Below are 12,338 nucleotides of genomic sequence, written 5' to 3' on the forward strand. Positions count from 1 at the left end.
TTCGGCGACAGGTTCACAAAGGCCATGAACGCCTGATTTGAAACCGCCCAGCCGAGCACGGAATTCCCGATAGTCCCGAATCATGACGGATCGGATTACACTTATCATTGCGGACGATCACGCCATGGTCCGCCGCGGGCTGACCGCTTTTCTAGCCACTGCTCCTGACATCCAGGTGATGGCCGTCGCCACCTGTGGTGTGGAGGCGGTATCGGCCGCCCGCAGGCATGCACCCGATGTGGTGTTGCTGGACCTGTTCATGCCCGACCAGCCGGCCGTCGATACCGTGCGCCAGATTAAGCGGGTCAGCCCGCGCAGCCAGATCATCATGGTCACCTCCCACGAGGGGGATGAATATGTCGTGCCCACCACGCAGGCGGGTGCCATCTCCTATATCTTGAAGGACACGACGCCGGAGGACCTTGTCCGCGCCGTGCGCAAGGCGGCGGCGGGGGAAAGCGTGCTGAGCCCGCGCATCGCCAAGGCATTGGTGACGATCGTGTCCGGCACGCGTGGTGGCAAGCCGCAAGAGGACCAGTTGCACGCCGACCTGACCGAGCGGGAGATGGAAGTGCTGCACTGTATCGCCGGGGGCCTGTCCAACCTGGATATCGCAACGCGCCTGTCGATATCGGAGAAGACCGTGAAATCCCATGTCAGCAATATCCTGGGCAAACTCTACCTGACCGATCGCACGCAGGCCGCCGTCTACGCCTGGCGTGAGGGCATCGTCAAGGAATAGCGCTGCCATCATCCTTAAGGCCGATGTGCACCAGGGGCGCCTGAATACACTGGATATATCGCGGTGCCGCCTGCCTTCGCACGATGCGGGAACGGGCATTGCCGCCCCTATCGGTGGAGGGATCAGATGCCCGGTTTCCCCTGTTCGCTTCTGCTGTTCCCGCGCCGGCCCGACCACGCGTCCCGGCCGGCGGTGGACGAGTTCGCAGGCGGTCAAAACGACATATGCCGGATCTACGGCTGGCCGGGGAAATCGCCGCGCCCGGATGTTCCGGCGGATGGCTCAATCCCGCCACGGGTGCCCTTCGACTGGGGATGACCGACCCGGAAGCCATGCCGGACGCGCACCCGTGCCGCCCTTGAATGAGAAGATCCATGAACAAGCGTGTCCTGCTTCCGGCAATGGCCGGAATGCTGTTTTGTGGCCTTGTCGCCCTGACCGGGGGACAAGATGCGCCCACTCCCGGCGCCGTCACCGCCCTCAGCGTCACCGTGGCCAGGCCATGGCAGGGCCGCATCGCGCAGACCATCTCCGCGACCGGCATGACCGTCCCGCGGGAGGAAATCCAGCTCATGACGGAACTGGCCGGCATGCGGGTCCGCGACGTGCTGGCCGATGTCGGCGACGTGGTGGAGAAAGGGCAGGTGCTGGCCCGGCTGGACGGCCAGTCCATCGCCAACCAGTTGGAGCAGTTGCGCAGCGATTATGAGCGGGCGCTTGATGCCTTCAACCGCGTGGACGCGATCAAGGACAGCGGTGCGGTCAGCCGCCAGCTTGTCGTTGAAAGGCGCACGCAGATGCAGGCGGCCAAGGCCAGGCTGGACGATGCGGCGCTGAGCCTGAAACGCACCGCCATCCTGGCGCCGGAGGCCGGCATGGTGTTCGAGCGCAGGGCGGTGATCGGCGGTCTGGTCAGTGCCAGCGAACCGCTGTTCCGCATCGCCCGGCATCAGGAGATCGAGGTGGAGGCGCTGGTGCCGGAAGCCGCCCTGTTCGGGCTGCGGCCTGGCCTGCCGGCCACCGTCACGCTGACGGGCCAGGACGTGGCCATCGAGGGGGTGGTCCGCCTTGTCGCCCCGCGCGTCGATCCTGCGACGCGCATGGCGGCGATCCGCATCCGGCTTCCGGACGCGGACCCGGTTCCGGTCGGCCTGTTCGCCATGGTCCGCATCGTGCAGTCGCACCGGGAGGGCAAGGTGCTGCCCCGGACGGCCCTTCAGCAGGACAGTATCGGCACCTTCGTCTGGGACCTGGGCACCGGGAACAAGGCAAGGCGGCTGCCCGTGATGGTGGTCCTATCCGATGATGAACAGGTGATGGTGGATGCTGTTCCGCCGGATGCGAGCGTGGTCGCCCGTGCCGGTGCCTTCGTCAGGGAAGGCGACCATGTGCGCGTGGTGGGGGGCAATCGATGACCGGTTCCCACCGTTTCAGCTTTTCCACCTGGGCCATCCGCAACCCGATCCCGCCCATCCTACTCTTTCTCCTGCTGACGGTCGCGGGGCTGTTCGCCTATGGCCGGCTGCCGGTCAACAATATGCCCGCCATCGTGGTGCCCGTGGTCAGCGTGCAGGTCAGCCAGCCGGGCGCCACCGCCACGGAAATGGAAACGCAGGTCACCCAAAGAGTGGAAGGCGCGTTGACGGGCGTGCAGGGGGTGAAGCACATCACCTCATCGATTTCCGAGGGCTTGTCCAGCAGTACCGTCGAGTTTGACCTGGAAACCGATTTCGACCGTGCGGTCAACGATGCGCGCGACGCTGTCGCCAGCATCCGAGACCAGTTGCCGCGATCCGTTCGCGAGCCGCAGGTGCAGCGGGTTGACATGGATGGCGGCCCGATCCTGGTCTATGCGCTGGAGGCCCCGGAATTGCGCCCGGAGGAGGCGAGCTGGTACATCGACGATGTCCTGAATCGCGAACTGATGGGGATCCGGGGCGTGGCTGCCGTGCGGCGCCAGGGCGGCATCGACCATGAGATCACCCTGACGCTGGACCCGGTCCGGCTGATGGCGCTGGGCGTTTCCGCCGCCGATATCAGCCGGGCCTTGGCGATGACCAATATCGACCTGCCCGGCGGACGCATCACCGTGTCCGGCACGGAATATGCCCTGCGGACACTGGGCGGTGCCGGAACGGTGGCACGGCTGGCAGAAACCCGCATCGCAACGGCCAACGGCCGGGAGGTGCGACTGGGCGACCTGGGCACCGTCACCGATGGCGGGGCCGAAGCGCGCACCATCACCACGCTGGACGGAACTCCGGCCATCACCTTTCAGATCTTCCGTGCCAAGGGTGCCAGCGAGGTCGATGTGGCCCGCCGGGTGGGGGACAGGCTGGCGGCGCTGGAGGGGAGCCGCAACGATTTGCGGTTCCGCCCGGTCTTCTCCCTCGTGACCTTCACCGAGAACAGCCTTCACGCCACCCTCTCCAATTTTGTCGAGGGGGCTGCGCTGACGATCCTGGTCGTCTTCCTGTTCCTGCGCGACGGGCGGGCGACGCTGATCGCGGCCATTGCCATCCCGCTTTCGATCATTCCCACCTTCCTGGTGATGCATTGGCTGGGCTTTTCCTTGAACAGCGTCACCCTGCTGGCCATCTCGCTGGTCACCGGGGTGCTGGTGGATGATGCGATCGTGGAGATCGAGAATATCCACCGGCACATGCGGGAAGGGCGCCCGCCCCGTGACGCGGCCCTGATCGCGGCGGAAGAGATCGGGCTGGCCGTCATCGCCACGACGCTGGTGATCTGCGGCGTCTTCGTGCCAGTCAGCTTCATGCCGGGGATGGCGGGGAAGTTCTTCCTTCAGTTCGGCCTGACGGTGGCGATCGCCGCCTTCTTCTCCCTGGTCGTCGCCCGGTTGCTGACGCCCATGCTGGCGGCATATCTGCTGCGATCGCCCTTCCGGCATGCAGCCCCATCGCCATGGATCGCGCATTACCGCCGCCTCGTCGACTGGACGCTGGACAACCGGCTGAAGACCATGGGGCTGGCCCTGTTCAGCATGGTCCTGTCCTTCGGGTTGATCCCGTTCCTTTCCCCCGACTTCATCCCCTATGAGGACGTGTCCCAGTCCCGCCTGACGCTGGAAATGCCCCGTGGCACCACGCTGGCCGGGATGGAGGTGGCCGCCCGGCAGGCGGAGGCGATCCTTGTGAAGCGGCCGGAGGTGGAATATGTCCTGGCCTCGGTCGGTGGTGCCGCGATGAGCGTGGACGATCCCGGCGGGCCGGAAGGCATCACCCCGAGCGGCATCAATGTGGCTGTGCTGGACATTAAACTGGTGCCGCCGGATCGGCGCGACCTTGATCAGCGGTCATTCGAACGGCACCTGCTTCAGGAACTGCTGACGCTCCCGGACATGCGGATCAGTTTCGGGAATTCCGCCGGGGGAAAGGACGTGTCCATCACCCTGGTCAGCGATGATGGCGAGGCGCTGGCCCGGACGGCCGAAGCGCTGGAGCGCCAGATGCGCGCACTTCCCGAACTGAACAGCGTCAGCAACTCGGCCCCGCTCAGCCAGCCTGAACTGATTGTCACCCCGGATTTCGCCAAGGCAGCCCTGATGGGCATGTCGGTACAGGCGATCAGCGACGCGGTCAATATCGGCACCATCGGAGATATCGAGGCGAACCTGGCCAAGTTCAACTATGGCAACCGGCAGATCCCCATTCGCGTGCGCCTGCCGGCAGCGGCCCCTCGATCCATCGACATGCTGCGGAACTTGCCTCTGCCGACCGGCCATGGCGGCAGCGTGCCGCTTTCCGCCGTGGCCGACATCCGCTTCGACAGCGGCCCGACAAGTATCCAGCGCCATGACCGGCAGCGCCGGATCGCACTGGAAGCCAACCTCAACGGCGTGGCATTGGGCGTGGCGCTGGAAAGGGTCCAAGCGCTTCCGGCCCTGCGGCAGATGCCGGCCGATGTCCGGATGCAGAGTGCGGGCGATGCCGAGATCATGGAGGAACTGTTCGCCGGTTTCGGACAGGCCATGGGGGCGGGCCTGCTGATGGTCTATGCCATCCAGGTCCTGCTGTACCGGGACTGGATACAGCCCTTTACGCGGATGGCGGCCTTGCCGCTGTCCATCGGTGGGGCGTTCGTGCTGCTGCTCTTCACCGGTACTTCCTTCTCGATGCCGGCCTTGATCGGCATGCTGATGCTGATGGGCATCGCCGACAAGAACTCCATTCTGCTGGTGGACCATATGCTGGAATTGATCAAGCAAGGCCGTCCCCGGCGCGAGGCCATCGTGGAGGCCTGCATGGTGCGGGCCCGCCCCATCGTGATGACCTCGCTCGCCATGCTGGCCGGCATGCTGCCGGTGGCACTGCAACTGGGCTATGACACGGCCTTTCGCGCGCCGATGGCCATTGCGGTGATGGGGGGACTGATCTCCTCCACCGCCCTCAGCCTGGTTTTCGTGCCGGTCATGTTCAGCTATGTGCGGGATATGGAGGATTGGCTGTTGCCGAAGTTGAGGCGCCTCATCTGAAATCGCCATTGCGGTGGGTTAGCGAACAGAACGGCTTCGCTGGGCGATGCCGTTCAGCAGGGCGGCAAGCGGCGCTGCCGTCTGCATCGGACGCTGGCTGCCCTTCAGGCGATCCATCCGCCTTGGCATGGGGATGGCAGCATTGAGCAGGTATGCTATTCATTCTGGAGATGATACGAAATAACATATCTAATTATCGATTATTCGCGCGTCCGGGATGGAACTGAACGACGACCTTTTCGGGGCTACCTCCTGGCGGTCGCAAGGGGACCGGTGATGAGACGGCCGAAGGCAAGCTGCAAGCTGTACCTCTATGTCGCCATTGATCGGACAAGCAAATTCGCTGTCGTCCAAGTCGTCAGAAAACCGGACGCTCCTCTGCCTCGGCGTTCCTTGTCGCCTTGATCGCAGCCGTTCCTTACAAGATCCACACGGTGCTGACCGACAAACGGCATCCAGTTCACCTTCCCGCCGAGATACGCCGACGGCCCGACAGCCCGGTACATGACGCACATGTTCGATATGCGATGCCGGGAGAATGGCATCGAACACAGGCTGACCAAGATCAAGCATCCCTGGACCAACGGCCAGGTCGAGCGCATGAACCGCACCATCCAGGAAGCCACCGTCAAACGCTACCACTATGACAGCCATGAGCAGCAGTTCGAACAGCACCTCAATATCTTCGTGGCTGCCTACATTTCGCGCGGCGGCTCAAGACCCTCCGAGGGCTCACACCTGGGGTATTCATCTGCAAATCATGGACGAATGAACCCAAAAAGTTCAGGCTCGACCCACACCATCAATCCACGGGACTGAACACTTAGGTTATTTGGTCCATTCTAATTTTATTGGACATATCAATTATTTCGTCATTATTGCAGTCTGTTGCGGCGCCCTTGGGAAGGGGTGGTGCTGATTGCTTTGTGAAAAGTGTCGGTGAAGTGGCTGGGCGTCGATTAGCCCAGGCTCAAGGCGATCTCCCTAATTGAGAGATCGGTGTCCATCAACTGCTCCTTCGCTTTATGCACCCTGCGTTGGGCGACATAGCGAAAAGGCGATAGGCCTGTACTGGTTCTGAACGCCCTCCCGAAATGATCAGGGCCCAAGCCGGCCACAGCGGCCAACTTGCCGAGGGTCAGTTCCTCATCAGTGATCATGCGGCATCCTTCCGGAACCCGCTTTGATGCAGGTCAAGCTGCCGATCGCATGAAAATCATGGCTGCTCTGAGAACTCGTGGACCCAATATAACCGAAAGCAACAAAGACAGCATACGTTTGAATGATTTATAATCATTGATACTTCAAGGTGAGTGGAATTTAATTGTGCGCTGGGCCAATGTGGGTGCGATCACGCCTGCCGTGGAGATCACATCGGCACGCATGGCACGGCAATCGGTAAAGGGATAGCCGATGAAACAGCAAGCGGCGGATCTGCTGGCGACGGCCGAGCGCTATTGTCATGACCGGCCCCGGTACCATGGCGTCATCCTCGACCTGTCCGGGCTGCTGCATATCGAAGAACCGGTCTTTCGCCGCACCCTGCGCCGTTGGCTGGCGGGCGACGGCAAGCCCAGGCAGGATGGCGCTGCGGTGATGCTGTTCGACCTTGGGCATGACAAGCTGGTGCTGTCCGTACCCGAAAGTCTGCTGCCGGAACGGCGCCAGGCGCTGGCGCGTGTCGCCGCCGCCCTGGCCGCTCATCACCGTGGCGGGATGACGGCACGATGGTTCGACCTGCAGCATCAGGCGGAGGAATTCGCCGAGGCGGTTCGGCATCTTGTCGGCCAGATCGGCGAGGAGGAATATCCCGCCGCCCCGCCCGCCGCCGATGCGCTCGACCTGTTCATGGAGATCGAGCGGACCTTGCATGCCGTCGACCTCTCCTCCCTGCTGCGTGAGCAGATGGTGTTCCGCCTGGAGGATGGCGAGAACCTGGTCCCGGTGATGATCGAACGGACAGTGTCCATCGACGCGCTGGACCGGCTGTTCGCCACGCAGATGCGCCGGCAGCCCTGGCTGTTCGATCAGGTCACGGCGCTGCTGGATCGCCGGATGCTGTTCGATCTCCTGCGTGACGATGCTGTACACAGCCTGCCGGTTGCCGTGAAGCTGCACGCCGCGACGGTGGCTGGTGAGGAGTTCAGGGGGATGACGGCGCGTTTTCCCGCCCGGCTGCATGGCAAGCTGGTGGTGGAGATGCCGTTCCTGGAGTGGGCTGCCGATCGCGGGACGATGGAGAAAGCCCTGATTCAGGCACGGGCCGACGAGATCGGGGTGGCTATCGATCATGTGCCGGCTGCAGCTCCCTCGGACACAGAGTTGCCGCGCGCCGACTGGTACCGGATATCCTGGCTGGATGATGGTGGCGTACCCATCGACACGGCCGGGGGCATCACATGGTTGGGGCCGGTGGACCGCAAGCGCTGCATCCTGTCCCGCTGCCGCGACAGTCAGGCGCTGATCGACGCGCGGACGCTCGGTTTTCAATATGTTCAGGGTGCGGCGGCCACCCGCGCCTATCATGATGGCGTGAAGATCGGGGAGGAGCAGCGACGCGAGGCGACCCTCCCCCGTGCGCCGGCGCCAGCGGCGGAGCCGGACACTGTCGCCGAAACGCCCGCGTCCTCATGGTGGTCGCGCCTGTTCGGCGGCAAGGCCACCGGTTGATCAACTCTCATCGGATGGCGGATTGGGCGGTCGCGGCGTCGGTATCGATCACGATCTCCACGCGCCGGTTCTCCGACCGGCGGGCCGGGTCGCCGGTGAGCGGCCGGCTGTCGGCCAGACCTGTTGCCGCCAAGCGGCCGGGCGGTATGCCCATGGCGGTCAAGGTTCGCACCACGGCCGCTGCCCGGGCCGCCGACAATTCCCAGTTGGAGGGGAAGCGCGTCGTGCTGATGGCCAGGCCGTCGCTGTGCCCCTCTACGGTGATGCTGCCGGGCAGGCTGGCCAGCGACGGGGTCAGCTGGCGCAACAGGTCGATGGCCGCCGGCTGCAGCGTGGCGGAGCCCGAGGCAAACAGGATGGGGTCACGAACGACGATGGTTACCTTGCGCTCGTTGCTGCTGACATCCACCTCCGGCGGCAGGCCCAGAGATTCCAGTCGTGCCAGCCACTGCCGGGCGGCGGGGGAGAGGGGTGGCTGGGCCTCCGGTGCGGGTGTTCCCGGCGGGGGTGGTCCGGTTGGAAGGGAGGCGGTCGGCGGTGTCCGTTCCAATGCCTGCTCAACGGTGGCGGCTCGGTCGACCTCGCCGGTGACGGACAGGCGCCCGTCCATGCCCAGGATGGCCACCATGCCAAGGAAGACGGTCATCAGTACCGTGACCATGTCCATGTAGCTGATGACCCATTCCTCGCTTTCCTCCGCCGGTTCGGCCAACTTGGCGCGACCAGGCTGGTTCCAGCGTGCGGCCATGCGGGCGTGGTTGGTGTCCTGATTGCGCCTGGCGGACCCGTGATCGGGTTCAGCGGCCATGGACCACCTCGCCATGCATATCCACCAGATATGTCGCCATCGTCTTCCGGGTGATGGAGGGCGAGCGGTTCAGATGGGCCAGCACCACGCCCTCCGGCAGGTCCGCCACCCCCCGATCTCGTCTGGCCGGCCCCCGGAAGACGACGGCGATGGCCGCGGGCGCGGCCAGGATTTCGTCACGATGAAAGGCCAGCAGGGTGACGCAGATGACGACAACGACGATCAGCAATCCCACGTCGTTGTAGAGGAAGCGCGTATCACCGCCGGCATGGTTGACGAACCAGAGGAGGCCGGTGGTGGCAAGGATGTCCAGGACGCTGGTCAGGACGAAACGCGAGGAACAGGATCGGGCCATGGTGCAGTGCCGGGAAGGGTCAATTTTTGAACGAATACCATGGTATGTGATCGTGCGTGATGATGTAGCTCAATTATGAAGGGTGCTGCGGCCGGCCCAAAGGTCCGCTATCTCCTGGCTGATCCCTTCCTGGCGGACCGTGGAGATTTCAACATTCAATGCCTCGATGTGGTCGAGGATGCGTTCACGAGCGCCCGTGAGCGTCGCCAGCCGGGCCATCAACTCCGCGATGTGGGTCAGCAGCAGCAACTCCAGCAGCCGCGCCTGCCGGTTCTGCAGGGCGGCGGCGGCCACCAGCGTCCCGCCTGGAAGCTGGGTCAGCAGGTCGTGCCGTCCGGCCCTGTCCGGCATGGCCGGCAGGTCGGTGCGCACGATGCGGTGACCCAACGGATGCAGGACGGTGATCGCAGCACCGCGTGGCAGCATGCCGGCCAGCCGCAAGGCAAGGGCCGGCAGAGTGTCGACGGCTCCTGGGACCGGCAGTGCCGCATCCATGGGCTTGTTCCGGCCGCGCATGGCCGTCGCCGTCCGCCTGCCTGCCACCAGCGGTTTCCATTCCGCCGGCACGGCCGCCGCCAGCCGTCCGCACAGCCCGCCCGTGAATCCGCCCTCCGGTCCCAGCAGCAGTTGAACGACAGGTTGCGAAGAGGCCACGATGGGGGCCAGCACAGCCAGTGCCTGTCCGGCCGCCGCAGCATAGGCTGCCGCGGAAGGGAGCAGCGCGCTGGCTTTCTGCTGCCTGGCCGCGGTCAGGGAGCGCAGCGCCTCCACGACCTCCAGCAGGGCCGTCAGCATCGACAGCCGGTATTCGAGGGAAGCGAGGCTCATGGAAGACCGGCCTTTGCCGTGGCGATGATCCGGCGTAGGGCATCCAGGTCCGTCGGGTCGGTGCCGTCGACAGCACCGGTAACGGCGTCGCGCGCCCGCTCCACGGCGGCCAAGTCCATGCCCCTGGTCAGATCCTCCGCATGTGCCAGCAGCAGCGCCACCTCGGCCGCCAGGCTGCGGGGCCGTCCCTGGCGCTGCGCCAGCAGCACGCGCAGACGCCGGCCCCGTTCGACCGTGGCCCGGGTGCGCTCATCCACCAGACCGCCGAAGCGGGTGAAGGCCTCCAGTTCCAGGAATTGCGCATATTCCAGCTTCAGCCGCTCGGCCAACTGACGCAGCACTTTGGGCTGTGTGCGGGCGCCGACGCGGCTGACGCTGCGGCCGACATCGACGGCGGGGCGCTGCCCGGCCTGGAACTGCCGCGCGTCCAGACAGATCTGTCCGTCGGTGATGGAGATCAGGTTGGTGGGGATATAGGCTGACAGGTTGCCGGCCTGCGTCTCCACCACGGGCAGGCAGGTCAGCGACCCGCCGCCCGCCGCATCCGACAGCTTGGCCGACCGTTCCAGCAGGCGGGCATGCAGGTGGAAGATGTCGCCGGGAAAGGCCTCGCGCCCCGGCGGGCGCTGCAGCAGCAGGCTGATCTGTCTATGCATGGCCGCATGCTTTGAGAGATCGTCCAGCACCAGCAGCGCGTGGCGGCCCGTGTCGCGGAAATATTCGGCCACGGCCATGGCGGCGAAGGGGGCGATCCATTGCAGCCCTGGGGGAGAGTCGGGGCCGGCGACCACCACCACGGCCCGGTCGCCCACGCCGCCCGCGCGCAGGGTGGCGACGACGTCCGCCACAGCCGAGGAGCGCTGGCCGATGGCGCAGTAGATGGGAATGACGCCTGTATGGGCCTGGGCCAGCATGGCGTCGACGGCGATGCAGGTCTTACCCGTGGCCCGGTCGCCGACGATCAACTCCCGCTGCCCGCGCCCGATCGGGTAGAGCGCATCGATGATGGTGGTGCCCGTGGCCAGCGTCTCCGCCACCGTGCCGCGGTCGGTCAGGGCGGGGGCGGCCCGCTCCACGGGGGCCAGCCGCGCCGGCAGGGGGTCGGCACCGCCATCAAGGGCGCGGCCCATCGGATCGATGGTGCGGCCCAGCAACGCCTCGCCCACGGGCACGCGCATTGTGCCCCCGGCCATGGCGACGGCATCGCCGGCCCTGATGTGCCCGCCATCGCCCAGCAACAGGCAACCCAGCCGGTCCGGCTCCAGGTCCAGCACCAGACCCGGCACGCCACCGGGGAAGACCAGCATACCGTCGGCCGGCGCCTGTTCCAGACCGGCGACCAGAGCGATGCCATCGCCGATATGGACGACGCGACCCAACTGGCGCCAGACCGGTCGTGACAGGGGAGCTTGGCGGAGCCGGTCCCGCTGCCGGCGGGTCCAGGCATCAAGCGTCCGGGACAGCGTATCAGTCATCCGTGCAACCCGTCGCGCGCCACGGCCAGAGCGGCCCGCCAGCTATGTTGGATCAGGTGGTGGGGGGCGGTCAGCTCGATACCGGCGATCAGGGCCGGGTCGAGGTTCCAGGTGACGGCGCGTCCCGCTGGCAGTACGGCGACCAGTGCGTCGCGCAACGCCGGTGGCAGGTCGCGGGCCGTGGCCACCGCCAGCGGCGCATCGCCGGCCAGCAGTGCTGCCCGCTCCTCCGCCGGCAGCGCCGCCAGTTCCTGGCGTAGCACCTCGGCCAGGATGCTATCGGCCAGGTCGGGCCGCGCATCGGACAGCAGCCGGGCGGCGATGTCCAGGGCCAGTTCCCCGGCCCGGTTCAGCAATTCGGCCTCGGCCTGATCCCGTTCCGTCCGGATGCGTTCCTCTGCCGCCCGGTGCAGCGCGTCGGCGGTCCGGCGGGCGGCGTCCAGGATGCGCCGCCGCTCCTCCTCCGCCGCCTCGCGGGCCTTGGCGCGCAAGATCCCTGCCTCCTGCGCCAGGGCAGTGCGTTCCGCCGCCGCCGCGTCACGGGCGGCGGCGGCTTCCTGGCCCAGGGCGTCGGCCTGCCGGTGCCGTTCGGCCAGTTCCGTGTCCCGCCGGTCGATGGCGCTCAGCACGGGCTTGAAGAGAAACCGGCGCAGCAGCAGCACCAGCGCCAGGAAATTGACAAGCTGCAAGGCCAGAGTGGTGGGATCGATATGCATGGATCAGCCCGCGAACGGGTTGGCGAACAGCACCAGCAGGGCAATCACCAGGCAGTAGATGGCCGTCGTCTCGATCATGGCCAGGCCCACGAACAGGGTGCGGGACACGGTGTTGGCGGCGTCGGGCTGGCGGGCGATGGCGTCCAGCGCCGCCGCCACGGCCCGCCCCTCGGCCAGGGCCGGCCCGATGGCGCCGAAACTGACGGCGATGGCGGCGGCCAGGATACTAATCATCTCGATGGTCATGGG

The 12,338-nt window shown here is 65.9% G+C and carries 11 protein-coding genes and 1 pseudogene; 5 read left to right on the top strand and 7 right to left on the bottom strand.

The window, feature by feature from the left end:
- Window positions 1-82: 82 nt before the first annotated feature.
- From AC1Q7F_RS28720 to AC1Q7F_RS28735, 4 genes and pseudogenes are all read left to right on the top strand, one after another.
- A complete protein-coding gene (locus tag AC1Q7F_RS28720) occupies window positions 83-742 on the top strand; it encodes a response regulator (protein ID WP_492511992.1) in 660 nt (219 codons plus the stop codon).
- A 374-nt stretch (window positions 743-1,116) separates the two neighbouring features.
- Window positions 1,117-2,157 (top strand): efflux RND transporter periplasmic adaptor subunit, encoded by a 1,041-nt coding sequence (locus AC1Q7F_RS28725; RefSeq protein WP_492511993.1) that lies wholly within the window; start codon window positions 1,117-1,119, stop codon window positions 2,155-2,157.
- Entirely contained in the window at window positions 2,154-5,237 is a 3,084-nt protein-coding gene (locus AC1Q7F_RS28730) for an efflux RND transporter permease subunit (RefSeq protein WP_492511994.1), read from the top strand. The genes AC1Q7F_RS28725 and AC1Q7F_RS28730 overlap by 4 nt, the downstream gene beginning before the upstream one ends.
- A gap of 300 nt (window positions 5,238-5,537) precedes the next feature.
- Window positions 5,538-6,064, top strand: a pseudogene (locus AC1Q7F_RS28735) (integrase core domain-containing protein); the annotation flags it as partial.
- Window positions 6,065-6,196: 132 nt separating this feature from the next.
- On the opposite strand, the gene AC1Q7F_RS28740 reads toward AC1Q7F_RS28735, so the two are convergent.
- Entirely contained in the window at window positions 6,197-6,397 is a 201-nt protein-coding gene (locus AC1Q7F_RS28740) for a helix-turn-helix transcriptional regulator (protein ID WP_492511995.1), read from the bottom strand.
- Between the two features lie 253 nt (window positions 6,398-6,650).
- On the opposite strand from AC1Q7F_RS28740, the gene AC1Q7F_RS28745 reads away from it, so the two are divergent.
- Window positions 6,651-7,907, top strand: a complete 1,257-nt coding sequence (locus AC1Q7F_RS28745) for an EAL domain-containing protein (RefSeq protein ID WP_492511996.1) — start codon at window positions 6,651-6,653, stop codon at window positions 7,905-7,907.
- Between the two features lie 7 nt (window positions 7,908-7,914).
- On the opposite strand, the gene AC1Q7F_RS28750 is transcribed toward AC1Q7F_RS28745, so the two are convergent.
- The 6 genes from AC1Q7F_RS28750 to AC1Q7F_RS28775 all read right to left on the bottom strand — a co-directional run bounded on the left by AC1Q7F_RS28750 (window position 7,915) and on the right by AC1Q7F_RS28775 (window position 12,335).
- On the bottom strand, window positions 7,915-8,715 hold the full coding sequence (locus AC1Q7F_RS28750) for an OmpA/MotB family protein (RefSeq protein WP_492511997.1): 801 nt from the start codon (window positions 8,713-8,715) through the stop codon (window positions 7,915-7,917).
- Window positions 8,705-9,070, bottom strand: coding sequence for a hypothetical protein (locus AC1Q7F_RS28755; protein WP_492511998.1), 366 nt, complete (start codon window positions 9,068-9,070; stop codon window positions 8,705-8,707). Before AC1Q7F_RS28755 ends, AC1Q7F_RS28750 begins: the two co-directional genes overlap by 11 nt.
- Before the next feature lie 69 nt (window positions 9,071-9,139).
- Window positions 9,140-9,898, bottom strand: a complete 759-nt coding sequence (locus AC1Q7F_RS28760; RefSeq protein ID WP_492511999.1) for a hypothetical protein — start codon at window positions 9,896-9,898, stop codon at window positions 9,140-9,142.
- A complete protein-coding gene (locus AC1Q7F_RS28765; RefSeq protein ID WP_492512000.1) occupies window positions 9,895-11,373 on the bottom strand; it encodes a F0F1 ATP synthase subunit alpha in 1,479 nt (492 codons plus the stop codon). The genes AC1Q7F_RS28760 and AC1Q7F_RS28765 overlap by 4 nt, the downstream gene beginning before the upstream one ends.
- The gene (locus AC1Q7F_RS28770) at window positions 11,370-12,089 is read right to left on the bottom strand and encodes a F0F1 ATP synthase subunit B family protein (protein WP_492512001.1); all 720 of its coding nucleotides are present in this window, start codon (window positions 12,087-12,089) and stop codon (window positions 11,370-11,372) included. The genes AC1Q7F_RS28765 and AC1Q7F_RS28770 overlap by 4 nt, the downstream gene beginning before the upstream one ends.
- 3 nt (window positions 12,090-12,092) lie before the next feature.
- Entirely contained in the window at window positions 12,093-12,335 is a 243-nt protein-coding gene (locus AC1Q7F_RS28775) for a F0F1 ATP synthase subunit C (protein WP_492512002.1), read from the bottom strand.
- Between the last annotated feature and the right edge of the window lie 3 nt (window positions 12,336-12,338).

This window comes from Niveispirillum sp. GW835-FHT14G11, assembly GCF_058793615.1.

Excerpts from the sequence above, each read along its gene's own strand:
- AC1Q7F_RS28720 (WP_492511992.1), top strand. The coding sequence starts at position 83 with ATGACGGATCGGATTACACTTATCATTGCGGACGATCACGCCATGGTC.
- AC1Q7F_RS28725 (WP_492511993.1), top strand. The coding sequence starts at position 1,117 with ATGAACAAGCGTGTCCTGCTTCCGGCAATGGCCGGAATGCTGTTTTGT.
- AC1Q7F_RS28730 (WP_492511994.1), top strand. The coding sequence starts at position 2,154 with ATGACCGGTTCCCACCGTTTCAGCTTTTCCACCTGGGCCATCCGCAAC.
- AC1Q7F_RS28740 (WP_492511995.1), bottom strand. The coding sequence starts at position 6,397 with ATGATCACTGATGAGGAACTGACCCTCGGCAAGTTGGCCGCTGTGGCC.
- AC1Q7F_RS28745 (WP_492511996.1), top strand. The coding sequence starts at position 6,651 with ATGAAACAGCAAGCGGCGGATCTGCTGGCGACGGCCGAGCGCTATTGT.
- AC1Q7F_RS28750 (WP_492511997.1), bottom strand. The coding sequence starts at position 8,715 with ATGGCCGCTGAACCCGATCACGGGTCCGCCAGGCGCAATCAGGACACC.
- AC1Q7F_RS28755 (WP_492511998.1), bottom strand. The coding sequence starts at position 9,070 with ATGGCCCGATCCTGTTCCTCGCGTTTCGTCCTGACCAGCGTCCTGGAC.
- AC1Q7F_RS28760 (WP_492511999.1), bottom strand. The coding sequence starts at position 9,898 with ATGAGCCTCGCTTCCCTCGAATACCGGCTGTCGATGCTGACGGCCCTG.
- AC1Q7F_RS28765 (WP_492512000.1), bottom strand. The coding sequence starts at position 11,373 with ATGACTGATACGCTGTCCCGGACGCTTGATGCCTGGACCCGCCGGCAG.
- AC1Q7F_RS28770 (WP_492512001.1), bottom strand. The coding sequence starts at position 12,089 with ATGCATATCGATCCCACCACTCTGGCCTTGCAGCTTGTCAATTTCCTG.
- AC1Q7F_RS28775 (WP_492512002.1), bottom strand. The coding sequence starts at position 12,335 with ATGACCATCGAGATGATTAGTATCCTGGCCGCCGCCATCGCCGTCAGT.